Origin of the sequence: Sphingopyxis sp. P8 (assembly GCF_020622175.1) — a bacterium.
GTDB classification, from domain to species: Bacteria; Pseudomonadota; Alphaproteobacteria; order Sphingomonadales; family Sphingomonadaceae; genus Sphingopyxis; species Sphingopyxis jiangsuensis.
Genome location: NZ_JACNMK010000002.1, coordinates 1,063,275 through 1,086,360, shown reverse-complemented (window position 1 = coordinate 1,086,360; position 23,086 = coordinate 1,063,275). Strand labels below are relative to the sequence as shown.

Annotated in this window: 27 protein-coding genes and 1 pseudogene; 10 read left to right on the top strand and 18 right to left on the bottom strand. The window is 64.8% G+C overall.

The genetic code is table 11. The annotated features are described in order from the left end of the window. Nucleotides 1-31: 31 nt before the first annotated feature. The 3 genes from H7692_RS13635 to H7692_RS13625 all read left to right on the top strand — a co-directional run bounded on the left by H7692_RS13635 (nucleotide 32) and on the right by H7692_RS13625 (nucleotide 1,885). The gene (locus H7692_RS13635) at nucleotides 32-262 is read left to right on the top strand and encodes a hypothetical protein (protein WP_227340350.1); all 231 of its coding nucleotides are present in this window, start codon (nucleotides 32-34) and stop codon (nucleotides 260-262) included. Nucleotides 263-362: 100 nt separating this feature from the next. After that, nucleotides 363-1,373: a hypothetical protein gene (locus H7692_RS13630; RefSeq protein WP_227340349.1), complete on the top strand. Its 1,011-nt coding sequence runs from the start codon at nucleotides 363-365 to the stop codon at nucleotides 1,371-1,373. Between the two features lie 197 nt (nucleotides 1,374-1,570). Beyond that, nucleotides 1,571-1,885: a GIY-YIG nuclease family protein gene (locus H7692_RS13625; RefSeq protein ID WP_227340348.1), complete on the top strand. Its 315-nt coding sequence runs from the start codon at nucleotides 1,571-1,573 to the stop codon at nucleotides 1,883-1,885. A 447-nt stretch (nucleotides 1,886-2,332) separates the two neighbouring features. On the opposite strand, the gene H7692_RS13620 is transcribed toward H7692_RS13625, so the two are convergent. Next, on the bottom strand, nucleotides 2,333-2,830 hold the full coding sequence (locus H7692_RS13620; RefSeq protein ID WP_227340347.1) for a hypothetical protein: 498 nt from the start codon (nucleotides 2,828-2,830) through the stop codon (nucleotides 2,333-2,335). An 80-nt stretch (nucleotides 2,831-2,910) separates the two neighbouring features. Here H7692_RS13620 and H7692_RS13615 point away from each other — a divergent pair, with 80 nt between their 5' ends. The 3 genes from H7692_RS13615 to H7692_RS13605 all read left to right on the top strand — a co-directional run bounded on the left by H7692_RS13615 (nucleotide 2,911) and on the right by H7692_RS13605 (nucleotide 3,944). After that, nucleotides 2,911-3,093 (top strand): hypothetical protein, encoded by a 183-nt coding sequence (locus tag H7692_RS13615; RefSeq protein ID WP_227340346.1) that lies wholly within the window; start codon nucleotides 2,911-2,913, stop codon nucleotides 3,091-3,093. A 112-nt stretch (nucleotides 3,094-3,205) separates the two neighbouring features. Further along, nucleotides 3,206-3,352: a hypothetical protein gene (locus H7692_RS13610; protein WP_201927724.1), complete on the top strand. Its 147-nt coding sequence runs from the start codon at nucleotides 3,206-3,208 to the stop codon at nucleotides 3,350-3,352. A 124-nt stretch (nucleotides 3,353-3,476) separates the two neighbouring features. After that, the gene (locus H7692_RS13605; RefSeq protein WP_222137159.1) at nucleotides 3,477-3,944 is read left to right on the top strand and encodes a hypothetical protein; all 468 of its coding nucleotides are present in this window, start codon (nucleotides 3,477-3,479) and stop codon (nucleotides 3,942-3,944) included. 83 nt (nucleotides 3,945-4,027) lie between these two features. Here the strand turns inward: H7692_RS13605 and H7692_RS13600 are convergent, their stop codons facing one another. The 6 genes from H7692_RS13600 to mnmA form a co-directional block, all read right to left on the bottom strand. After that, nucleotides 4,028-5,620 (bottom strand): sulfatase-like hydrolase/transferase, encoded by a 1,593-nt coding sequence (locus H7692_RS13600; RefSeq protein ID WP_222137158.1) that lies wholly within the window; start codon nucleotides 5,618-5,620, stop codon nucleotides 4,028-4,030. Between the two features lie 172 nt (nucleotides 5,621-5,792). Next, on the bottom strand, nucleotides 5,793-6,032 hold the full coding sequence (locus tag H7692_RS13595) for a DUF2171 domain-containing protein (protein WP_201927731.1): 240 nt from the start codon (nucleotides 6,030-6,032) through the stop codon (nucleotides 5,793-5,795). A gap of 146 nt (nucleotides 6,033-6,178) precedes the next feature. Then, a complete protein-coding gene (locus H7692_RS13590) occupies nucleotides 6,179-6,466 on the bottom strand; it encodes a hypothetical protein (protein ID WP_222137157.1) in 288 nt (95 codons plus the stop codon). A gap of 80 nt (nucleotides 6,467-6,546) precedes the next feature. Beyond that, nucleotides 6,547-7,239 carry a DsbA family oxidoreductase gene (locus H7692_RS13585; protein ID WP_222137156.1) on the bottom strand — a complete coding sequence of 231 codons (693 nt, stop codon included), beginning with the start codon at nucleotides 7,237-7,239 and terminating at the stop codon, nucleotides 6,547-6,549. Nucleotides 7,240-7,520: 281 nt separating this feature from the next. Further along, nucleotides 7,521-7,946 (bottom strand): hypothetical protein, encoded by a 426-nt coding sequence (locus tag H7692_RS13580; RefSeq protein WP_222137155.1) that lies wholly within the window; start codon nucleotides 7,944-7,946, stop codon nucleotides 7,521-7,523. Between the two features lie 51 nt (nucleotides 7,947-7,997). Then, nucleotides 7,998-9,131 carry a tRNA 2-thiouridine(34) synthase MnmA gene (mnmA, locus tag H7692_RS13575; RefSeq protein ID WP_222137154.1) on the bottom strand — a complete coding sequence of 378 codons (1,134 nt, stop codon included), beginning with the start codon at nucleotides 9,129-9,131 and terminating at the stop codon, nucleotides 7,998-8,000. Nucleotides 9,132-9,275: 144 nt separating this feature from the next. Between mnmA and H7692_RS13570 the strand changes: the two genes are divergently transcribed. From H7692_RS13570 to H7692_RS13560, 3 genes are all read left to right on the top strand, one after another. Further along, on the top strand, nucleotides 9,276-9,683 hold the full coding sequence (locus tag H7692_RS13570; RefSeq protein ID WP_222137153.1) for a hypothetical protein: 408 nt from the start codon (nucleotides 9,276-9,278) through the stop codon (nucleotides 9,681-9,683). Continuing rightward, on the top strand, nucleotides 9,676-9,975 hold the full coding sequence (locus H7692_RS13565) for a DUF1153 domain-containing protein (RefSeq protein WP_095387481.1): 300 nt from the start codon (nucleotides 9,676-9,678) through the stop codon (nucleotides 9,973-9,975). Before H7692_RS13570 ends, H7692_RS13565 begins: the two co-directional genes overlap by 8 nt. Nucleotides 9,976-10,145: 170 nt before the next feature. Next, a complete protein-coding gene (locus H7692_RS13560; protein ID WP_222137152.1) occupies nucleotides 10,146-10,415 on the top strand; it encodes a hypothetical protein in 270 nt (89 codons plus the stop codon). A 233-nt stretch (nucleotides 10,416-10,648) separates the two neighbouring features. Here H7692_RS13560 and H7692_RS13555 read toward each other — a convergent pair whose 3' ends face one another. The 8 genes and pseudogenes from H7692_RS13555 to argH form a co-directional block, all read right to left on the bottom strand. Beyond that, nucleotides 10,649-11,263: a GNAT family N-acetyltransferase gene (locus H7692_RS13555; protein ID WP_201927740.1), complete on the bottom strand. Its 615-nt coding sequence runs from the start codon at nucleotides 11,261-11,263 to the stop codon at nucleotides 10,649-10,651. 76 nt (nucleotides 11,264-11,339) lie between these two features. After that, a complete protein-coding gene (locus H7692_RS13550; protein WP_227340345.1) occupies nucleotides 11,340-12,053 on the bottom strand; it encodes a hypothetical protein in 714 nt (237 codons plus the stop codon). A 98-nt stretch (nucleotides 12,054-12,151) separates the two neighbouring features. Further along, entirely contained in the window at nucleotides 12,152-13,975 is a 1,824-nt protein-coding gene (gene lepA / locus H7692_RS13545) for a translation elongation factor 4 (protein WP_222137150.1), read from the bottom strand. 595 nt (nucleotides 13,976-14,570) lie between these two features. Then, nucleotides 14,571-14,729 (bottom strand): annotated as a pseudogene (locus H7692_RS13540) (gamma-glutamyltranspeptidase); the annotation flags it as partial. Between the two features lie 151 nt (nucleotides 14,730-14,880). Continuing rightward, entirely contained in the window at nucleotides 14,881-15,666 is a 786-nt protein-coding gene (locus H7692_RS13535) for a bifunctional precorrin-2 dehydrogenase/sirohydrochlorin ferrochelatase (protein ID WP_222137149.1), read from the bottom strand. Nucleotides 15,667-15,755: 89 nt separating this feature from the next. After that, nucleotides 15,756-17,015, bottom strand: coding sequence for a diaminopimelate decarboxylase (gene lysA / locus H7692_RS13530; RefSeq protein WP_201927747.1), 1,260 nt, complete (start codon nucleotides 17,013-17,015; stop codon nucleotides 15,756-15,758). Nucleotides 17,016-17,138: 123 nt separating this feature from the next. Further along, on the bottom strand, nucleotides 17,139-17,390 hold the full coding sequence (locus H7692_RS13525; protein ID WP_201927748.1) for a hypothetical protein: 252 nt from the start codon (nucleotides 17,388-17,390) through the stop codon (nucleotides 17,139-17,141). After that, a complete protein-coding gene (gene argH, locus H7692_RS13520) occupies nucleotides 17,390-18,766 on the bottom strand; it encodes an argininosuccinate lyase (protein ID WP_222137365.1) in 1,377 nt (458 codons plus the stop codon). Before argH ends, H7692_RS13525 begins: the two co-directional genes overlap by 1 nt. A gap of 70 nt (nucleotides 18,767-18,836) precedes the next feature. On the opposite strand from argH, the gene H7692_RS13515 reads away from it, so the two are divergent. Continuing rightward, nucleotides 18,837-19,388 (top strand): TlpA family protein disulfide reductase, encoded by a 552-nt coding sequence (locus H7692_RS13515; RefSeq protein WP_227340344.1) that lies wholly within the window; start codon nucleotides 18,837-18,839, stop codon nucleotides 19,386-19,388. A gap of 70 nt (nucleotides 19,389-19,458) precedes the next feature. Here the strand turns inward: H7692_RS13515 and H7692_RS13510 are convergent, their stop codons facing one another. The 3 genes from H7692_RS13510 to H7692_RS13500 all read right to left on the bottom strand — a co-directional run bounded on the left by H7692_RS13510 (nucleotide 19,459) and on the right by H7692_RS13500 (nucleotide 22,993). Further along, a complete protein-coding gene (locus H7692_RS13510) occupies nucleotides 19,459-20,340 on the bottom strand; it encodes an OmpA family protein (protein WP_201927750.1) in 882 nt (293 codons plus the stop codon). 302 nt (nucleotides 20,341-20,642) lie between these two features. Continuing rightward, nucleotides 20,643-21,491 (bottom strand): hypothetical protein, encoded by an 849-nt coding sequence (locus H7692_RS13505; protein ID WP_222137147.1) that lies wholly within the window; start codon nucleotides 21,489-21,491, stop codon nucleotides 20,643-20,645. A 236-nt stretch (nucleotides 21,492-21,727) separates the two neighbouring features. Continuing rightward, on the bottom strand, nucleotides 21,728-22,993 hold the full coding sequence (locus H7692_RS13500; RefSeq protein WP_222137146.1) for a S8 family serine peptidase: 1,266 nt from the start codon (nucleotides 22,991-22,993) through the stop codon (nucleotides 21,728-21,730). Between the last annotated feature and the right edge of the window lie 93 nt (nucleotides 22,994-23,086).

Here is a 23,086-nt window from a genome sequence, read left to right as displayed (position 1 = left end):
GCGACCAACAAAAAGAAAACCAAAGACCAAAATGACCGAAAAGAAAAAACTGAAGCTCCTTCACCTCAGCCAGCCGCAACGCGCGACGCTGGAGGGCCTCGCCAACCGCCGCCCCCAACTCCCCACCGACCCCATCCGCGACGAACTCGTCACGCTGGGACTGGTGGCGCAGCAGGGCGCCAAATGGACACTGACCCCGCAGGGCAAGAAGGTGCTGGCGGCGAACTCGAACCGGCGGAACGCGGGCGGGTTTTCGGTTTGATGTGATCCAAACTCAGACAATTTCAGCGCGATTAGAATAAGAGCTGATACAGAGCAACGACGGGAAAATAACGTTCCCGCGAATTTAGGGGCGGTTGTAGATGGAAATCCGAGATAGCAGACCGGCGCTGAGTCAGCCTGGCTCACAACTTGTCATCAGTGGCGACGACATTCCTTTTGGCGCCTATCAAGCCATTTACCACAAAATGACCCGAAAAGTCGAGATTAGGCAGAAGGTATATACTGACGCATATGATATAAATTTCGGAGATATTAAAAATCTCCACGAACGACTTTCTCAAATTTTGAGGCAATTTAACGTCAAATCTTCTCGTTGCCAAATAACACATGAACTAAAAGATGATACTTCGGTAGATCATAGTTCATTTGAAAAATTTTGCCTGTTTGACGGTTCAACTAGAAGCTGCACGGCGAGAATTAACTATGAACTTGATTTTCTGATAATTCTTCCGGCCGAAGTAGAAGAGGCAAAAGAAGTAGCCCAGAGATTCAAAGTAAACATACGATTTGATCAAGATTTTCCTGAGGATCCAAATTTAGACTATCCCGCCTTTATGAGAGGCATTTTTTTTGGAAAAAATGTTAATGTTAGCATAGAATACTCTGATTTTTCGGTATCTCACAGCATTCAATCTACCATTGACGGTTGGATCGATTCACTCCCGACAAGAAAACCGAATTCATTCTACAAATTTTTGCAAAAGAACGAGTCGGTAATTCAAAGTTTTATACCTATATCGCTATCTTTTCTTACAATCAGCATAGGCGCGATAGCAGCATCAAGAGTAGAAAATTTACCTGTCGCCATAGCAATCGGGATTTTTTCCTTGGCCTTTGGTAGGCTAATTGAGGCCATGTCTTTTAACCTAATTGTTCTATTTTTTAGAAATGCAGCAAATCTTAAGCCTTTGACGTTTCTTCTTGTGACTACCGGAGACAAGGATCGTCACAACAATAGATCATCTGTACGAAAATCGATGTTCGTAAAGACGGCTCTTGCTGCCGCGGGTGTTTTATCGACGATTGCGATCGGAATTTTTAGTAATACGATATTTGAAAAATTTAAGGCATATTTCCTATCAGCTCTTTGATAAGGCCACGGGACCTGCAGTGACACCTTAGATACGCGGAATTCTACTGCCCCGCCACGCTGCATGGATACCGGATCCAATCCGGCATGACAAAGCGCGGGGAAGCATCCGGTTTGGCTTGGACTCGTCACCCGCGAACGAGGCCCGTGGCTCGTTTGCCTTGATCCGGGGTCCATCGCCGCCCAGGCCTCCACCCCATGCACCGCGACTTCCAGCCATGCACCTATATCATGGCGAGCGCGCGGAACGGGACGCTTTACACCGGCGTCACCTCGCACCTGATCCAGCGGATCGTCCAGCATCGCGAAGGAACATTCGACGGCTTCACCAAACGATATGGCGTCAAGATGCTCGTCTGGTTCGAACTCGCCGGGACGATGGAGCATGCCACCGCGCGCGAAAAGCAGCTCAAGAACCGGCAGCGCAAGTGGAAGGTCGAGCTGATCGCGGCGTCGCACCCCGACTGGCGCGACCTGGCCGAGGAACCGGGGTTGCCGCCGCTGGATGGGTGACGCCCTTGCCCCACTTCGTCGTCCCGCCGCTTCCCCCAATTCGTCATGCCGGACTTGATCCGGCATCCATTCCACCGGCGCCGCATGGGCCCCGGATCAAGCCTGTCCTGAGCCTGCCGAAGGGTCCGGGGTGACGAACGAGGGGGAGTCTGCCGCCCTTCGTGCCTTCGTGTCCTTGGGATCACGGTGACAGTTTACTTGACCCCCGATCCTGCCTCGACGACGCCACCATAGATGCCGGATCAAGTCCGGCATGACGAAGGAGGAGAGCGCCGCCCTCTTTGTGTCTTTGTGTGAGACACCGTTGCACCAGCCCGGAATTTATCATCGTCCTCACGGGAAACGCGGCCCCTTCGCCCGCCCCCGAAACCGCCAACGCGCGCGACGCACACGGGCATGATCCCGCCGCCTATCACGGGGTGCCGGAGCCCGCGGTTGCCCGACGCCTCAGTTCATCACCGATCCCGTCGGGAATCCCCGCACCCCCGACGCCGCGAACAGCACCGCGCCGCGCACCGCCTCGGGCGCGTCGTCGAGCAGGTAGAGCGGGACCAGCGCGCGCGTCACCTCGCTGTCGTCGTCGATGACGAGGCGCAGCGAGGCGATGCCGATGTCGCTCCGCTCGACCACCGCGTCGCGGATCGACGCGAGCGGCCACGACGCGTCGCTGCCGCGATAGAGCCGCGCGCCGTCGTGAAAGACATAGCTGCCGCGCTGGCGCCACATGCGGTGGAAATGGTTGAGGCCCCACGCCGCCGCGACGATGGCGGCGGTGACGACCAGGTTTCCGAACAATATGTTCCCGACGATCGACAGCGCGCTATACCCCTCCGCCTGCCGCGCGATCAGCGCCGCGAGCGCGCCCGCGCACGCGAGTTGCCAGACGATCAGCGGCTTCGCCTTCAGCCGCGCGATCACCATGATGGGACGGTCCCGATGCTTCATCGCCCCCCTTTAGCAGCCGCGGCGCGCGGCGCCACCCGTGCAGCTTTTCGCCGCGCCGCCCGTTGATCGGGTGACAAGCAATGAAAGGACAGATCATGGAATGGGGCATTCTCACTATCGTCGGGCCGATCTTGCTCGCCGCGGTGATCGCCTGGGCGATGCTGCACAACCGCCGCTCGCGCGCCGAAAAGGAACTGACCGAAGAGGCGACGCGCATCCGGCGCGAGCAGGAGCATCGCGCGGCGGAGGAACGCAAGGGCTGACCGCGCAGGGATGACGCGCAGCGGATCGGCGCCGCTTCCGCGCGGTTCGTCGCGGCGTCATTTTGGCCCGCGCGGGCTCTCATGCTATGGTGACCGCGAAAGGAGACAGACCATGCAGGCCGTTACCGAAGGCGACCGCCGCAAGGAGGTTCGCGTCCTCCTCGACCGGATCCAGGCGCATCCCGAGCGCGACTGGACCGCGGCGCGCCGCCGTATTGCGACGCTCAACCGCTTGATTGCCAAGCCAAAACCGCACTGACCGGCGCGGCGGGCACGCCCCGTCGCAACGCAGCGACATTTCGCCGCGTGCAGTGCAACAACAGCGTCTCCTGTCGGTTTCCGACCGGCAAGGCCCCTGGCGGGCCAACCGACAGGAGATAATTATGAAACCCAGCATGACCATGCTCGCCGCGGGCGCGGCGCTGTTCGCTGCCCCGGCCTTGGCCCAGCTCAACGTCGGCGGCGCCGCCGACGCGACCGTGGGCGCAACCACCGGCAACATCGGCAACACAGTGGGCGAGGTGACGAAGCCCGTCGGCGACGTCGTCGACCGCGCCGACACGACGCTGAACGGCACGATCGATGCGACGAAGCTGACCGTTGCCGCGCGCGAAGATGTGCGCGCCGGCGCGACCATCACCGACATGAACGGCAACAGCATCGGCACGTTGCAGAGCGTGCAGGGCGACACCGCGGTGATCGTCGATGGCGGCAAGCTCTATAATGTTCCGCTGTCGGAACTCTATCGCAATGCCTCGGACCGCGCCGGCGCGCTGGTATCGAAGGTTCCGCCCGTAGCGGTGGGCGCGAGCGCCAGCGCCGAGGCCGACGCCGAGGTCGAGCCCCGTTGACCCGGCCAATGCGACGCCGTTCATTTGTGGGTCGCAAATGACGGTCAAAGGACGGAGCCGGGGAGCGATCCCCGGCTCCGTTTCTATGGCGCGGCGGTATCGCTTCCGGGAAAGGCATCGCTCGCGATGACGCGGATCGTTGCGCTGTCGCCCTGGGGGATCACCGAACGGCCGAACCGGACATAGCGCGCCGTCGGCATGGTCAGGTCATTGTCATAGCGCGCCGCCGCTGCATTCGCGTCATATCCCATCCAGCCGAGCGTCGCGGGAAAGATCTGGCTCGCCGACCGCCCGCCGCGCGGGTCTGCGACCGCGTAGCGCGCGGCAAGCGCGTCGGGCAAAAAGGCGATCAGCGGCACGCGAAACTCGTCGGCAACCGGCGCGCGGCTGCAATGCGGCAACGCGCCCTCGCGCAGATTCTGCCCGTGATCGGACGTATAGACAATCGCCACGCGTTCCCGGTCGACGCCATCCAGCAGCCGCGCGAAGAAGTCGCGTTTCGACCAGCGCAGCGCCGTCGCATATTGTTCGGTCAGCGGCGCATCGGCGGGCAGCGCACCCGCCGGATAATGATCGCGATACTGGAAATGTACGCCGCGCAGCACTGCGAGCGTAAAGCTCCGCCCTTCCCCGCGCATCCGATGGTTCAACGCGTCGGCAATCGCGCGATCGGTGTCGATCCCCGCCGCCATCGCGCGATTATCTTCGATCAGCGCCAGCTCGGGCGCGAGCAGCAGATTCTGCGGCGCGCCGCTCGTCTGCCCGTCGATCAACGCGGTGCGATAGCCCGCACCGCGCGCATAGCCCCAGATCGACGGCGTGCGCCGCAGGTCGGTGTCGGCATCGACGCGGCGAACATCGACGCCCGACCGCAGCGCGACCTGCGCGGGTGCGCTGCAATGCCCCATCGCTGCAGCAACACCGAAATCGATGTGGCGAACGTCCTTAAGCTGCGGCGAAATCAGGCGTGCGAATGGTTCGGCCGCGACGCTTTCGTCGACCAGCCAGATAATATGGTCGGGCCGCGGCTGTGCCGCATCGAGCGCAATATCCGGCGCGGCGCGCGCGGGCGGCGGCGGCGCGGTCGCAAGATCCCATGCCAGGCCATAGATGTTCCGCTCGGCCCCCTCGGGCCATAGCGGCGCCGTGCGGTAAATCAGGCTGGGCGCCACGAGCAGCGCGGCGGCGGCAAGGGCGTTCCGCCTCGTCCAGCGCGGCGCGCTCGTCCGCCGCATCGCGATCCTCGCTCCCGCGAACAGCGCGACGGCGAGTGCCGCCTGCATCGCCGACCCCGCGATCTGTGCGCCAAAGGCGCCGAGCGCGGCGCCTGCCTGCCGCGCCTCGGCGAACATCCACGCCAGGATAGCTCCGTCGACGGGCTCGGGCACCAGGTCGCTATAACCGATGTTGACCAGGATGGACGCGCCCGCCAGCGTCAGTACCGCCGCCGCCCATCGCCGCGGCATCAGCCACAGCGCGGCGAACAGCGCGGCCGCCTGCACTGCCAGAAAGAAAAAGGCAGCCGCGGCGCTCCGCCAATCACCGACCGCGAGCCGATAGGCAACGTCGTGCGTCAGCTGATGGCGATTCGCGATTCCATATCCGGCCGCGAACAGCAGCAGCGCCACCATTGTGCGCGCCAGCATCGCGCCTTTTCTGTTCGTCGCCCTGGTCATCGCGCCTGCTTAACGGCGTCGCGTTGAAAAAGGCCGAACGTCTCGACTGCATCGCCGGGGGCACCGCAAAAGAAAATGGCCCGTCCGGGAGCGTCGGGGACGGGCCAGTTTCAGTGCCGGGGCGCCGGATTGCGCCGCGCGGCCCTCTGTTTATCCGGGGGTCAGGGGCCGGTTATTCGGCCTCTTCGAACAGGTCGACGGCGTTCGCCGCATTCGCCGACAGCCGCACCGTGTCGCCTTCGACCGCCGCGACGAGACCGGCGGGCAGATAATGATGCTTGCCGTCGCCGCTGTCGGCCTTGGTCAGCTTGATGCGTTCGCCGTCGAGGTGATCGACGGTGCCGACATGGACGCCGTCGGCGCCGATGACGGTCATATGTTCCTTGATCGCGCTATGGTCGTGCTCGGTCATCTTGTGCCTCCTATTCGTCCCGGCGGTCGGGGACGCACCGGGACTACGCGCGAAGGTCGCTCTGGGGTCCATGGAAGCCGACGAAATGTGGCACATGCGCGCCGGGAACCGCAGCGCGTCAGGGAGCGGCGCGGCGCGCAACGGCATCAGTCAACGCCGCCGGGCCCCAATTCGCCCTCCTCGTCGCCGTCGCTCCGCTCGCCGCGATAGGCATCGGTGTCGATGCGGCCCGAATGCGTCATTTGCCGCATATGATCGACCAGATCCTGTGCATCGTCGGTGGGCTTGTCAACCGGCGTCCTGTCGCTGTCGCCGAGCGGGCGCGCGCGGCGTGCCTCATCGGCGACCGTTTGCGCCTGGCTGTCGGCGTCCTGCTGCTCGCGGTTGACGGCCTCGGGGGCCAAAGGCCTTTGATTTTCGGGTTGCTTGCTCATCCATCGCTCCGTCGTCATGCGGCTCGCCATTTGCGAGCGGGACAATGGCGATGGAACGCATGGCGATTGGCGGCAGTTCCTCAGCGGGCGGCCGCGAGCACCCTATTCTCGATAACGCGGATAAAGACCTCGGGGTCCTGCGCGCCCGGGACCATCATCCGTCCGTCCAGGATGAAGGCCGGGACGCCGGTGACATTCCGGTCGGCCCAATAAGCTTCCTCGACGCGGACCATCTCGGCATAATCGTCGCTGGTCAGGATCGCGGCGGCGCGTGTGCGGTCAAGTCCGACCGACGCCGCGACATCGGCGAGCACCGCATGGTCGCTGACATCGCGATTGTCGGTGAAATGCGCGCGGAACAGCGCCAGTTTCAGCGCGGTCTGGACGCCCGTCGCCTCCACCTGCTCCGCCTCCTCGAGCGCGCCCGCCCAGGTCAGCAGGCGGTGGGCGTCAAAGCTGTTACGCATGCGAAAGCCCGGACTGCGGTTAAAGACGAAACCCAGTTCGGCGGCAATCGCAGCCAAACGGGCGCTGTTTGCCCGGCTTTGTTCCGCACTAATCCCATATTTCCGAACCACATGCTCCCCGGCATCCTCGCCTTCGGGCGGCATATCGGGATTGAGTTCGAACGGATGCCACTGGACCCGGAAATCGATCCGGCCCGAAAAATGCGCCATCACCTGTTCGAATTTCAGCCAGCCGATGATGCACCAAGGGCACATGACATCGGAGACAATATCGATCGAAAGGCGCGGATTGCGTGCATCGGCCACGCTTCATCCTCTCTTCTGAAGGCCGCCGCGACGCCGTGCGCATCAGGGCGAGCGTCGATCCTTCCCCGACCGCCGATCGGCCTTACGACGTTCAGCGTCGCTTTGGTCGGGATCGTCGGTTACACGCCTTTCCTCGGTGCGGCGGTCCTTATTGTTCCGCTTGTCGTCGGCTGCCATAAGCTTCCTCCATGAATACAGGAAACGAAGCGACCTCTTTTTTGTATTAGCTCATATAATCCGGAATAAAACAAGCCTGCTTACTTCACGGATAACAAGGCTTGTCACGCTGCTCCGGCGCCTTCGGTTCCGACCGCGTCGGGCGCGTCCGGCCGCGAGAGCAGCCACCAACTCGCGGTCATCAAGGCCACCGACAGCGCCTCGACAATCATCGCCTGCACGATGCCGCTGTTGATCGCGTCCCCCATCCCTGCCCCCAGCAAGCGCCCGATCAACGCCGTTCCGTAAAGCGCTGCGGGAACAAGCAGCGCCCGCGTCCATCCCGGGATCAATGCGCCGATCGCTGCACTCCCCGCCGAAACCAGAAAAAAGGCCGACAGGTCGGCACGGATCGTATTCGCTGCAAACCCGTCGACAATGATCGAAAAGGTATCGGTGTAGGACGCGGGGCTTAGCACCCCCTGCACGCCGACAATGGCAAAGAACAGCGCCCATAGCAGAACGGCGCCGCGCAAAACCCAATGAACCATGGCATTTCTCCCTCGGCGGAAAGGCTGCGCCAACGCCGGGAAAAAAACAATCTATTCTGCAGAGAAGGTCGCGTCGATCCAACCGCCGCCGAGCACACGCGTTTCATTGTCGGCGGCATAGAATACGGCCGCCTGTCCCGGAGCCACGCCATATTCGGGCGCCGCAAAGAGCAGCCGGTCGCCTTCGACGCGTGCGGGAACGGGCTTGGCCATGCTCCGTACCTTGGCAAGCAGCGGCCGCCCCTCGACACGCGCAAGCCAGTTGGCCTCGACGATTCGCGCGCCCGAAACCGCAAGCGCGCGCCGCGGGCCGACGACGACCTGCTTGGTCGCGGCGTCGAGCCGTACCACATAGAGCGGCTCGGCCTGCCCGCCGACCTCGATGCCGCGGCGCTGGCCAACCGTATAGTGGATCAGCCCCTTGTGCGTGCCCAGCGGCGTTCCGTCGACGTGGACGATTTCGCCCTGATCGTCGGCATCGGGGCGGAGCTTGCGGACGAGCGAAGCATAGTCGCCATCGGGAACGAAGCAGATGTCCTGACTGTCGGGCTTGGCCGCGACGCCTAAACCCAGGTCGCGGGCAATTTCGCGAACCACCGATTTTTCGAGGCCGCCCAAGGGAAAGCGCAGGAAATCGAGTTGTTCCTGCGTGGTCGCGAACAGGAAATAGCTCTGGTCGCGCGCCGGATCGATGGCACGGTGGAGTTCGGCACCCTCTGGCCCCATCACGCGCCGGACATAATGACCGGTCGCGAGGCAATCGGCGCCAAGCTCGCGGGCCAGCTGGAACAGATCGGTGAATTTCACGCCCATGTTGCAACGCACGCAAGGGATCGGCGTGCGTCCGGCGAGATATTCGTCGGCGAACTGGTCGATCACCGTGTCGCGAAACCGGCTTTCGTGATCGTATACATGATGGACGAAGCCCAATCGGTCGGCGACCGCACGCGCATCGCGGATATCCTGCCCGGCGCAGCAGGCCCCGACGCGCTTCGCTTTGGCGCCGTGGTCGTATAACTGCAGCGTCACGCCGATCACTTCCGCGCCCGATCGCGCGGCGAGCGCCGCCACGACGCTCGAATCGACGCCGCCCGACATTGCAACGACGACTCGCCGATCCTTCAAGGGTTCAGCCAGTTGAAAGTCGGCGCCGGCAAGGCCGGCAGGGGAAAGCAATGTCGCCATGGCCCGCGGCATCTAGGGATTGGCGCATCGAAATGCCAGCTTTTCCGCGACTGGTGTCAAAATGTTGACGGCGGTTAAGCAACGCTAACAACGCATGAAACGGGCATTTACGGGACCTTAGGCGCTTTGCCCTAGACCGACGGAATGAACGCGAGTCCCTCGAAATTTCCCCGCCTCGAAGATGGCATCAGCGTGCCGGAGCCGGGCTTCGACATTCTGCTAGCCGTGTCGAACGCGCGGCAGGCGTCTTTGCCGACGGTGCAATTGCTGAAGGTGCAGGCGATGCATACGGCACGTCGAGAACGAACCCGCGCACTAACCCACATATTCTGTCGGCGCACCGATTGCGCAGCTACCGGACGCGGCGCGAAGGACCTTGCTCGGCTCGTCCGCTTTCTCGAACTGCCGGACGAAGAAAAGCGCATTCCCGAAACTATGAACGGCCTGTTTACCAGAGGGTTTCAGGCGATGTTGAGCCCCTTTGGATTACCGACAACGACGTCGGTCACACCGATCCCCCCGACGTCGAAACGATGGAATGAACATGATTGAGAATCAAAAGATCCGGCCCGCCCAGGTCATTGGTCCGCTCGGCGAACCGCTCACGCTGGATTCGCTGCCGCCGCCGAACACGACGCGATGGGTTGTGCGCCGCAAGGCCGAAGTCGTCGCTGCCGTGAATGGCGGGCTGTTGACGGTCGACGAGGCGTGCGAACGCTATGGCCTCACCCTCGAGGAGTTCGCAGGTTGGCAGAGGTCGATCGATCGCAGCGGCATGCCCGGCCTGCGCGTGACGCGAATTCAGCATTATCGCGACCTTTACGAGCGCCAGCAGCGCTTCTGACTGAGTTCGCGAACAATGGGTTCGAGAGAGGGCGCTTCGGCGCCCTCTTTTTTTGAATCTTGGACATGCACAATTAAAAACACGCGCGTTCCAAGCGACATACCACTTTTCTTGCAACCAGCCGCCTCCCCCGGCGTTTAGGTCCGGAGTAAGCAAGGGAGACACTCATAATGCGCAAGTTTGCTATCACTCTCACGGCCGCATCGGCGCTCGCGCTCGGTGCGTGCCAAAGCCCCGAAGCCGACCGTGTCGAAGATCAGGCGGAGGCCCAGGCCGAAGCCATCGACGATCAGGCCGATGCAATGCCCGAAGGCCCGGCCAAGGAAGCGATGGAAGAGAAAGCCGATCGCGTCGAGGAAATGGGCGAAGAAAAGGCCAATGCCATGGACGACAATGGCGAAATCGCCCCGTCCGAAAGCGGCGTTGGCGACACACAATAGGGCTGCCTTCCCTAAAGGGCAGGGTGAAGGGCGCCGGGACATTGTCGCGGCGCCCTTTGTCGTGGGCGCAATGAACGAAATGTCGGTCTGTGACAGCGATCACAGTGCGGTCATGACGTCACCGTTATTCAGGATGGCGAGGACAGGGAGCATTCGGAAACGAACCTTTGGACTCACCTTCCCGCCGCCGTCAGCGACCCACGGCGGCGGGAGGGACCAATCGCTATCGATCGTCACAAGGCCGCGAGTGCCGCAAAGACATCCTCTACCCCGCCCGCGCCAGGATCGCTGCGAAGCGACGCCAGCCCGCTCGCGACATCGAGCCGATATTCGGCGACGCCTGCCGATTCGCTTTTCCATGTCGCGCCGAGCGATTTGACGAGGCGCCGCGCCGCATCATTTTCCGAAAGCATGTGGACGTCGAGCGAAACAAGGTCCTCGGCAAGACATTGGATCAATAGCGCAGCCGTCAGCATCCGGGCGACGCCCTTGCCGTGAAACGCATCGACGACCGCAACCGAAAATTCGCCGTCGCACGCACCATCGGCGTGGCGCACCGCATGGACTGCGCCGATCGCCGGCCAATCGTCGCAATCGACGCAGATTGCGCCCCAGCCGATATGATCGTGCCCGTCGACCGCCGCGAGACGCCGGGTGACCGCACTCGGCAATTCGGGGGTCGGGGTGAAGAAACGAAGGTAGCGCGACTGCGCCGAAAGTTCGGCGATCGCGGCGCGGATGCGCGGTTCGTCGGCGGGCGTGATGCAGCGTAGCTGGACGCGCGTGCCGTCGTTGAGCGCGCTGTCGATCCTGATATCGCACATCCGCGTTGCCGTGGTGCCGGTCATATCATCCCCGTCGGTCGATGGGCGGCCGACGCAACGCTAACGCGCCGCCCGCCCAATGACAATCCGGAGCGCCGGATCAGTCGTCGAGCGCGCTGTTCGCGGGGTCCCAGAAGACCGCGAGCGTAACGCCGGCGATCGTCAGCGTGCGGGCAAGGCCCGGATCGGTGCCTTGCGGGATGAAGAGGCGCGCCTTGCCGTTGAGTTCGACCGCGCCGACCGCGCGGCCGTCCTGCTCGAAGACATAACCGATGGGGCTCGCGACCGCGAGGCCCGACCCCTCGATCTTGTGGACCGAGCGCATCTGAACGATCTCGCCGCCGAGCGCGATCTCGCCGCGCCGCTCTTCGCGGCTCAGCGCCCCGCCGAGGCCGCGATTGACCTCCTGCAGTTCGAAGCGCGCCGGGAAGGGATGGCCGGCGGCAAGGAATTCGCAGCGGAAGGCCATTTTCTTCGGCTTGAACTCGATGATCCCTAGGTCGATCTCGCGCTCGCGCATCCGGCAGCGCGCGTCGATATAGTCGCTGATCTCGGGCCCTTCGATCGTGTAGGCGACATGGCCGTAATTCTTCACAAAGGCGTCGAAAATCGCGAGCCGTTCCTCGGAGCGTTCGAAGCCGCCGCGATAGTCGCCGACGGTGAAGCGCCCGTGGCGGCCGCCGCCGATGCCGTTGATCGTCATCGGCGCCGCGTCGGCCGCAAGCCCCGCGGGCAAGCGCATCTCGGCGGGTTTGATGGACGCGCAGCCTGCGAGCAGCGCGAAGGATGAAAGGAAGAGAGCTTTTCTTATCATTGGTCGTCCCTGGTATGTTTATTGGTGACGACGCGCTCTTCTGCTTTCTCTTCCGAACCGAAGCTGAACGACAATTGCGGTGATTGTTAATCCAGCAATCAGGCGTCGTCGCCCATCCGCAGCGCGGCAATAAAGGCCTCTTGCGGGATGTTGACGTTGCCGTATTCGCGCATTCGTTTCTTGCCTTCCTTCTGCTTTTCCAGAAGCTTTTTCTTGCGCGTCGCGTCGCCGCCGTAGCATTTGGCGGTGACGTCCTTGCGCAGCGCGGCGATGGTTTCGCGCGCGATGACCTTGCCGCCGATCGCCGCCTGGATCGGGATCTTGAACATGTGGCGCGGGATCAGGTCCTTCAGCCGCTCGCACATGCCGCGCCCGCGTGATTCGGCCGAGCCGCGGTGGACGATCATCGACAGCGCATCGACCGGCTCGTTGTTGACGAGGATGCTCATCTTCACAAGGTCGCCCGGACGGTGGCCGATCTGGTGATAGTCGAACGACGCATAGCCACGCGAAATGCTCTTGAGCCGGTCGTAGAAGTCGAACACCACCTCGTTGAGCGGCAGTTCATAGGTGATCTGCGCGCGGCCGCCCACGTAAGTGAGGTTCTTTTGCACCCCGCGCCGGTCCTGGCAGAGCTTCAGAATCGGGCCGAGATAATCGTCGGGGACATAGATCACCGCCTCGATCCACGGCTCCTCGATCTCGTCGATGCGGTTGGGGTCGGGCATGTCGGCGGGGTTGTGGAGCTCGATCTCCTTCGCCGCCTCGTTCTTGGTGTGACCCAGCTTGAGCTTGTACACGACCGACGGCGCGGTGGTGATGAGGTCGAGGTCATATTCGCGGGTCAGCCGCTCCTGGATGATCTCGAGATGCAACAGCCCCAAAAAGCCGCAGCGGAAGCCGAAACCGAGCGCCGCCGAGCTCTCCATCTCGAACGAGAAGCTCGCGTCATTGAGCCGCAGCTTCTGGATGCTCTCGCGCAGTTTCTCGAAGTCGTTCGCGTCGGTCGGAAACAGGCCGCAGAAGACGACGGGCTGGACTTCCTTGAACCCCGCGAGCGGCGCCGCGGCAGGCTTTTTGGCGTCGGTGACGGTGTCGCCGACGCGCGCCTGCGCGACGTCCTTGATCTGCGCGGTGATGAAGCCGATCTCGCCCGGTCCGATTTCGACGAGGTCGGTGCGCTTGGGGGTGAAACAGCCGACGCGGTCGATGAGGTGGGTGGTGCCCGCCTGCATGAACTTGATCTGCTGGCCCTTTTTCAAGGTGCCGTCGATCACGCGGATCAGGATGACGACGCCCAGATAAGGGTCGTACCAGCTGTCGACGAGCATCGCGACGAGCGGCGCGGCGGCGTCGCCCTTGGGCGGCGGGATGCGCGCGACGATGGCTTCCAAGGCCTCCTCGATCCCGATTCCCGACTTGGCGCTCGCGAGCACCGCGTCGTCGGCGGGAAGACCGATGATATCCTCTATCTCTGCCTTCACCTTGTCGACGTCGGCGGCGGGCAGGTCGATCTTGTTGATCACCGGCACGATTTCATGGTCATGCTCGATCGACTGATAGACGTTGGCGAGCGTCTGCGCCTCGACCCCCTGCGCCGCGTCGACGACGAGCAGCGCGCCCTCGCACGCCGCCAGCGACCGCGACACTTCATAGGCGAAGTCGACGTGCCCCGGCGTGTCCATCAGGTTGAGCTGATAGGTTTCGCCGTCCTTCGCGGTATAGTTGAGGCGCACCGTCTGCGCCTTGATGGTGATGCCGCGCTCCTTCTCGATATCCATATTGTCGAGCACCTGCGCCGACATTTCGCGCTCGGTCAGCCCGCCGGTGAACTGGATCAGCCGGTCGGCGAGCGTCGACTTGCCATGGTCGATATGCGCGATGATCGAAAAATTGCGGATGTGCGAAAGGGGAGTCGTCATCGGGCGCCGTTAGCAGGGGTTTGCGGCGCTGTCAGCAGCAGCGCGCAGCAGCCCGCGGACAAGATGCGAAAAGGCGCGGAAAACTGCGTAACTTTACTCGCAATCGCGTTTTTTTCGGTTGCCAGAGGCGGAGCCACGACCCGCCGTCGCGCGGCGCAAGGCGCGAGGCGTGAAATGGCGGAAAACTGCGCAACTTCACTCGCGATTATATTATTTTGCCGTTTGCGGACCTGCGGCGTCGGCCGTGCGAGCAGAGCACGCCGCAGCCGCGATTGCAGCCGCCGCAGACGGGAGAGCGGATGGGGAGCCATGGACCGAGGGTGGCACGGCGGGATAATGTAGGAAAGCGGATTTTCGGGAGGAAGTGCGGAGCGCGCGGAGCATCAGACCTCGCCCCAAGCCAACGACGCGAAGAGGTGGCGCATAATGATGTGCGGCGGCATTAGGTGGCGGGGAGATTTTCTTGAGCCAGCGGCTGATTGACGAGTATCGGGCCGAACTCGACACGAGCGCAGCGCCGATCCAACATCCTCTTGCGCGGCGCTAAAGCAATGGCCCCCGGATCAAGTCCGGGGCGACGAAGAGTTTGGCCCCCTCAATAAGCCAGTGCGCAGCCGTCGGCGCGCATTTCGCTGGCGGCGGCGTAGACGCGGGTGTCGCCGTCCATCCGCTGTTCGACGCATTGATAGCGGCCGAAGCCGCCGTCGGGATCGCCGATCGTCCAGCCCATTTCGGCGAGCGCGGCTTGAGATGCTGTTGCGCAAACTTTGCGCCGTGGGGCGGGGTTGGCAAGCGGGAGATTGGGGGCGGTGCGTTTGAACGGTCGTCATCCCGGACTTGATCCGGGATCTGTCACGCGGCGTCGCCTGGATCCCGGATCAAGTCCGGGATGACGATTGCTGGAATTATGAGCCTTCCCCGCCGAGGGTGACCCACAGCACCAGTCCCGGCGGGGGCGCTTCGGGCGGCGCATCGGCCACCTGCCGCACCGCGTCGGCGCGCGCGCGGTCGAGGATCGCGGCGGGGACGGCGGGGGTGTGGAAGATATGGTCGGCCTCCCCCAACAGGCGTGCGGCGCGCAGGGTGAGCTCGTCGGGGTCGGGGCCGGCGAGGCGGACGGTTTCGAGGCGCGAGGATGCGCCAACTTCGGCGGGGGCGGCGAGCCAGTCGTCGATGCGCTCCGCTGCCCTATCGTCGAGCGGGTCGAGCGCGCCGCCGGGGGCGAGCGCGGCGTCGATCGCGCGGCGGCGGCTCGCGGCGTCGGGCCAGCGCGCCTTCATCGCGGCGCGCGCGGCGTGGAGCGCCTGTGCCAGCGCGCCGAGCCGCGAAGGGAGCAGCGCCTCGATCCGCTGGCGCACCGCCTTCGCAAGCCCCGCCGATGCGCCGCCGGTGCCGACCGCGATGGTCACGGGCGCACGGTCGACGATCGCGGGCGTGGTGAAATCGCACAGCGCGGGCCGGTCGACGACATTGACGAGCAGGCCGTGGGCGCGCAGCCGCTCGGCGGCGGCGCGCGCTTCGGTTTCGTCGTCGAGCGCGACAAAGGCGATGGTTGCGCCTTGTTCCCACGCGGACACGACGCGCCCGCCCGCCCGCTCGATCAGCCGCGCCTTGGCATCCGCCGCTTCCCCCTCCCCGACCAGCACGACGCTGCGGCCGGTCAGGTTCAGGAAGATGGGGAGTTGGTGCATGAATTTGCCCTTTTTATCGTCATGCCGGACTTAATCCGGCATGACGAAGAAAAGATAGCGTCGCCGCCTATTCACGCAACCGCGCTGTATCAATCGAGCCAGTCGGGCACGCGCTCGGCCGCCATGATGGTTTTCGCCGCGATGCGGTCGGCGACGATGGCGTAGCGGTCGCCATCGACGAGTACTTCGGGGACGAGGCTGCGGCTGTTGTAGGTCGACGCCATCGTTGCGCCATAGGCGCCGGCGGTCCGAAACACCGCAAGGTCGCCGGGGGCGACCGTGTCGATCTCGCGGTCGCGGGCAAAGGTGTCGCCCGTTTCGCACACCGGGCCGACGATCGACGCGGTCATCGTGTCGCCGCTGCGCTTGACGGCGTCGAAATCATGGTGCGCGTCATAAAGCGCGGGACGGGTGAGATCGTTCATTGCGGCGTCGACGACGACGAAGGGGTTGGTCGCGCCGGGCTTGACCCACAGCACCTCGGTCAAAAGAACGCCGGTATTGCCCGCGATGACGCGGCCGGGTTCGAACATCAGCGTGACGTCCCAATCCTTTGTCACGCGCGCGACCATCGCGCCATATTCGGCGGGGGTCGGGGGATTGTCCCCTTCGCGGTACCGAACGCCGAGGCCGCCGCCGAGATCGACATGGGTGATGCTGTGTCCGGCGGCGCGCAGGTCGGCGACGAGGCGCCCGACGCGCTCGAACGCCGCCTCGAGCGGGGCGAGGCTGGTGAGCTGGCTGCCGATATGGAGCGCCACGCCGCGAAGCTGCAACCCCGGAAGCCCCGCGAGGCGACCGAAGATTTCTGGCGCGACGTCGATCCCGACGCCGAACTTGTTGTCGGCCTTGCCCGTCGAAATCTTGGCGTGGGTGCCCGCATCGACGTCGGGGTTGACGCGAAGCACGGCGCGCGCGGTCATCTCTTTCTGGACGGCGATTTCCGCAAGCGCGATGCCTTCGGGTTCATGCTCGATATTGAACTGGCCGATGCCGCGATCGAGGCCGAGCGCAAGTTCGGCGCGCGTCTTGCCGACGCCCGAAAAGACGATGTCCTCGGCCGCCATGCCCGCGGCGAGCGCGCGTTCGAGCTCGCCCCCCGACACGACGTCGGCGCCATAGCCCTGCCGCGCCAGCACGCGCAGCACGCCGAGGTTGGGGTTGCACTTGATCGCGAAGGCAAGATGCTTCTTCGGAACGTCCTTGAGCCCGTCGCGGAATGTCTGGGCATGGCGTTCGAGCGTCGCGCGCGAATAGACATAAACGGGAGTGCCGACTTCTTCGGCAATGCGCGGCAACGGGATGTCTTCGACGTGAAGGATGCCGTCACGATATTGGAAATGGTCCACAGTCAGTTCCTGTTATTCTGAACCGTTCGCACGGAGCGAAGTCGAGATGCCCTTCGGGCACATGATTTCAATGGGTGTTTCGACTACGCTCGACACGAACGGACTGATTGAAGCTGGGTGCGATCAGCCCGGAGGGGGCAGATCAAATTCGTCGGGTTCGCGGCGTTCGGAGCGTTTGAGAAGTTCGTCGCTGCGCGCGGGCCGGGCCTGCGCGTCAGGCGTCGTGAGCTCCTCCGTCGTCGGGGCGCGGGTCGCGCCCAGGGGGACTGCCGGGCCGGGTTCACCTGCCGGCGGTTTCAGATCTTCCTTTGCGCCGCATGCGCCGAGCAATGCGGCGGCGGCAAATATCGTGATGATGGAGCGGTGGTTCGCCATCAATCCTGTCCTTCCAGCGCGGCGCGCGCCGCGGCGATCGCTTCCCTTACCCGCTCGGGCGCGGTGCCGCCATAGCTTGTGCGGCTCGCGACCGACGCCTCGACCGTCAGCGCGGCGAGCGCTTCGGGAGTCACCGCCGCATGGATTGCCGCGGCGTCGGATGCGGGCAGCGCCGACAGCTCGACGCCCAGCTCTTCGGCACGCTTGACGCAGGCGCCGACGACATGATGCGCCTCGCGGAACGGCACGCCGGCTTCACGCACCAGCCAGTCGGCAAGATCGGTCGCGGTCGAATAACCCGACGCGGCGAGCGCGCGCATCCGGTCGGTGCGGAAAGCCAGGGTTTCGACCATGCCCGTCATCGCGGCGAGCGACAGCGCGAGCGCATCGAAGGCGCCGAACAGCGTCTCCTTGTCGTCCTGCAAATCCTTCGAATAGGTGAGCGGCAGCCCCTTCACGATCACCGCCAACCGCTGGAATGCGCCGAGGAGCAGTCCCGCACGCCCGCGCACCAGTTCGGCGGCGTCGGGGTTGCGCTTTTGCGGCATGATCGAGCTGCCGGTCGACCAGGCGTCGGGCAGGCTGACGAAACCGAAGGGCTGGCTTGCCCAGATGACGATTTCCTCGGCAATGCGCGACAGGTGGATCGCGGCGATCGACGCGGCGGCGCAAAATTCGAGCGCGAAGTCGCGGTCGGACACGGCGTCGATGCTGTTCGCCATCGGGCGGTCGAAGCCGAGCACGGCGGCGGTCGCGTTGCGGTCGATCGCAAAGCCGGTCCCCGCGAGCGCGGCGGCGCCGAGCGGCGATTCGTTGAGACGGCGGCGCGCATCGGCAAAACGGCCGCGGTCGCGGCGCGCCATTTCGACATAGGCGAGCAGGTGATGGCCGAGCGTCACCGGCTGCGCGACCTGAAGGTGCGTGAAGCCGGGCATGATGCTGTCCGCATGCTCTTCGGCGCGCGCGAGCAGTGCCGCCTGAAGCGCCTTGAGCCCCGCATCGATGCGGTCGCACGCGGTGCGTGTCCACAAACGGAAATCGGTCGCGACCTGATCGTTGCGCGAGCGCGCTGTGTGGAGCCGACCGGCCGGTTCGCCGACCAGTTCCTTGAGCCGCGATTCGACGGTCATGTGGATGTCTTCGAGCGCGAGATCGACGGGAACGCCGTCCTTCGCAAATTCGTCGGCAATCTGCGCGAGTCCGCGGTCGATCTGGACGGCATCCTCGGCACCGATGATCCCGCAGGCGCCGAGCATCGCAGCGTGGGCGCGGCTGGCGGCGATATCCTCTTCCCACAACCGCTTGTCGACGGGAATCGAGGCGTTAATCTCTTGCATGATTGCAGCGGGTCCGCCACCGAAGCGGCCGCCCCACATGCTGTTACTGTCCGGAGAATTGGTCATCCACCGCGTCCCGCGCCCTTGTCTTGTCGTCCTGGCCCTGCTGATGGCCGGATCGATCGCGGGCTGCGATAGGGAAAAGCAGGCCGACGGGCAAGCGGCTGGCGCGCAAGCAAATCTGTCGCACGATAAAGCGATCGGCTCCTTTGAGCATCAGGTCGACCGCACGCATCGCGGCGAGCCCGCCCCAGCGAACTCGTTTCGCGGCCCCGACGATGCGCCGGTGACGCTGGCGCAGTTTCGCGGACGCCCGCTGCTCGTCAATCTGTGGGCGACATGGTGTGCGCCGTGCGTCGCCGAAATGCCTACGCTCGACGCGCTGGCCGCCGCGCGCAAGGATTTGGCCGTAATCGCGGTCGCGCAGGATCTGCAAGGCGCCAAGGTGGTCGATCCCTGGTTCCAGAAGGCGGGGCTCAAGACGCTGCAACCCTATCTCGATCCCGAGAACGGGCTGCTCGACGCCTATAACGCCGCGCTGCCGACGACGGTGCTTTATGATGCGGCGGGCAAGGAAGTGTGGCGCGTCGTCGGCGCACTCGACTGGCAGGGCGACGAGGCGACGGCGCTGCTGGCTGAGGCCCAGCCAGCGCAGAAATGACAATGGCGGGAAGCGCCCGGATTTGCGCTTCCCGCCATGTCGGTTTCGGTCGGGCAGCGCCCTTCCGCAGTTAGAGGCCGTCGACGCTCTTGCTGACGAGGACGTTGACCGCGACGCGGCGGTTCTGCGCCTTGCCTTCGGGCGTGTCGTTGCTCGCCGCCGGATCGGCTTCGGCCATGCCGGTCGGCGTCAGCATGCGATAGGGTTTCCAGCCGCAGGCCTGCTGCAGATGGTTGACCACGCGGCCGGCGCGCTTTTCGCTGAGCACCTGGTTGAATTCCTGGCTGCCCGTCGAATCGGTGTAGCCGACGACCAGCAGCAGCGCATTATCCGTCGCGGCGGCGGCAGAGGCGGTTGCGCACAGATCGGCCTTTGCCTGTTCCGACAGCACGGCCTTGCCGACATCGAAATGGACGTCGGTGGTGCTCTTGACATTATACTGGTCGATGTCGCCGACGCGGGCGCGCAGCGCGTCGGTTGCCGCGGTCTGTTCGGCAAAGCGCTGGTCGGTGCCGACATGGATCATCGACGCGGTGCGGAGATCCTTGCTCTTCAGGTCGACTTCGCTCGCGACGAGGCCACCTTCCCACTGGCGCGTTTCGACGGCAACCGGCAGGCCGTTGAGCAGCGAATTGGCCGCCACCTTGCTGCTGTTCAGGCCCAGGAAGCCGCCCTTTGCCTTGATCTTGGTTTCTTCGCTGATCGCAATCGTCGTGCTGGTGCCGTCGGTCGTCGTGACCTGCATCCGGTTGCCCTGACGCGCCGAAATGATACCGTCGATCTTCGGTCCTTCGGCGAGGCCGGCAAGCGCCGGGACGCGCGCGGCATAGACCGTGGCCATCACGTCATCCTCGGACGCATCCTGCGCCCGCGCGGCAATGCTGCCCGTCAGCGGCACCGCGAGCATCGCGAGCAGCAGTGTCAGTCTTTGATTATTCGAAACGGCACCCATAGCCTACTCCTTCAAACTGCGCAGACAGGCCCACGCGGCCGCGTGTCCCCATCTGGCACATGAATACTCGCGGGACAGGCGATAGTTGCGCGGGGAAGACCGGTCGGCATGGGATGCGCCGGTAAAGCCGTGACCCACAAGCATTATTTTTTGCATTTCCATCGGTGTGGTGGCGCGTTTCGGATGGTTTTCGCGCGTCGATCGGGCTCTCGTCCAGAAAAAATGGGCGGGCCGCAGCGGGCCCGCCCAGTATCAACCGGCGCTATCGAAGGGTCGCGGGCGCCGGTGCCCCTTTCTTGGGGTTAGTCGGCATTGTCCTGTTCCTTGGCGGCGTCCTTCAGCTGACCCTTGGTCATGGCGCTGACGAGGACGTCGCCCGATCCCGCGAAACTTGCGGCAGGAAGCGTCGCGACGCGGTCGCCGACCTCGACGGTCACCGCCTCGACGACACCGCGACCGGTCTGGCGGAGCGACTGGACATGGCCGATCACTTTGCCGCGCGGATCGGTGACGGGCATTCCGGGGGCGATGGCGAACATGCCTTCGCCGCTGGCCGCGCCGCTACCCTGGGCGGCGAGCTGGCCGAGGCTGCCCTGAAAGGCGCCCGCGCCCGAGGCGGCGCCGTTCGCACTGCCCGAGACGTTCGAGGCCGCGCCGCTGGCGGTTCCGACGGCCTGACCCGCGGCGCCGCGCGCCGTTCCGGTCGCCGTGGCTGCCGCGCCTTTGGCGGTGCCGACCGCGCCGCGCGCCGTCTGCCCGACCTGATCGGTGCCGATGAGCTGGGCGTCGAGGCTGCCCTGACCCGAGGCATTGCCCGAGCCCGAAGCACTGCCGCCGAGCGTGCTGCCGAGCAGGTCGCCCGACGCATCGGCCGAACCGCTGCCGCGCGCATCGGCGCCGCCGCTGCCCTGGACACGGCCCGAGCGGCGGTCGACCTTGGCATCGCCGCGACCCGAGCCGGTGACGTCACCCGCGGTCCCGATGGTGCCGCCGATCGGCCCGGTCGGATTGCCGAGCGTCCCGCCGATGGTGCTGCCGAGATTGCCGCCGAGGCCGCCGCTGCCACCAAGCAGCTGCGCCGAAGCGGGCATTGCGAATGCGAGCGCCGACGCCATCAGCGCGGCGGCGGGAATGAGATTACGGTTAGCCATTTTTCGTCTCCTTACTTTTCAGCCCGGAGGGGTGGGCTTGGGAGGAGAACGATGGCGCTCCGGGCTTTCTTCCCCGGACGATGAAATTTTTTCCGGTCGAATTGGTACGGCGTCATTGCGAGCCCGGCGGCAGCCGGGGGAAGCAATCTCCAGCTCTCGCGGGTGCACCAACGATCGCTGGAGATTGCGTCGTCGCTACGCTCCTCGCAATGACGGCGAAAAAGACGGGCAGGTTGTCAGCGCCCGGCGCAATCGGCGCAAATCAGCCCGTGGCCGTAGATTTTGTCGCGTCCCTTTTTGCCGAGATCGCGCGCCTCGGCCATCAGGGCGCGCACCGCACGCTCGATCGCGGGGATCGAGGGGCTGCGATAATGGCGTGCGAGACGCCCCGCGACGAGCGGCGCGGCGAACGACGTTCCGCGCAGGCGGTCGGTCGCGTCGGCAGCGGTCGCAGCAAGCACGCCATCGCCGGGCGCGGCGAAAGCGACATGCGCACCGCGCCCCGCCTCGGGCAGCACCCTGCCCTTGGCATCGACGCCGGTAACGGCGAGCACGCCCTTGTAGGCGGCGGGATAGGCGGGCGGCGCGGCGGGGCCGTCGTTGCCGACCGCCGCGACGATCAGCATCCCGCGCCCCTGCGCGCGCGATACCGCGACGCCGAGCAGCCGGTTGTCGGGGCCGACAAGGCTGATCGTCGTCACCGGGACCTTGTTTTCGGCGAGCCAGCCGAGCGCGCGCGCGATCGCGGTGGCGTTGCCGCCCGCGGGGTCGCGGCCATAGACGTCGGCGGCAAGCAACCGCCCGCCCGAAGCCGCGCCGCGCACGCTGCCGCTGCCGACGAGGAGCGAGGCGACGGCGGTGCCGTGGCGGCTGGCGCTCGGCGCGCCATTTGCGAAGCCGCGCTGCTCGACGCGCCCCGCAACCGAGGGATGCGCGGCAACGCCGCCGTCGATCAGCCCTAGCGCGCCGGAGCCCGCCGTTCCGCTGGCAAGCGCCGTTGCGGGGAGCGCGCCGCCGGGGCCGCTGGTGAAATAGAGATGGTCGGCATCGACCGCGGCGCCCGGAAGCAGCTTTTGCAGCCGTTTCTGCGCGCGCGCGAGGCTTTGGCCATCGGGGACGCGAAAGCGGAGGATTTCCATGTCGAGACCGTCGACGCGCTCGCGGTCGATCATGGCAAAGCCTTCGGCCGCCACGCGCGCCGCCATTGCGGCGTCGACCCCGGTCGCGACAAGGACGCCGCGTACCGCCGGCTGATCGTTGCGGTCGAGCTCGACCCGGTCGGGGTGGGCACGCAGCAGCGCAGTGATCCGGTCGAGCCGCAGCCGGTCGAGCCGCTCGCCCACCGCGATCAGCGGCTCACCCACCACATCGGGCAGCGGCGGCAGGTTGCGCGCGGCGTCGGGGATCTGGACGCTTGGCAGGCCGATCTGCGCCGACGCGCCGAAGCCCGCCGCCGTCATGGCGAGCGCAGCGAGTGCGACAAGGCTTTTCCAACTGGCCATCGACCGTCCTTAACCGTCCGTCCGTTGCACCGCGCTGAACGGCGCGCGCGCAAAAAATTTAGCATGATGCGGAAGAAACGATAGAAGGGCGTC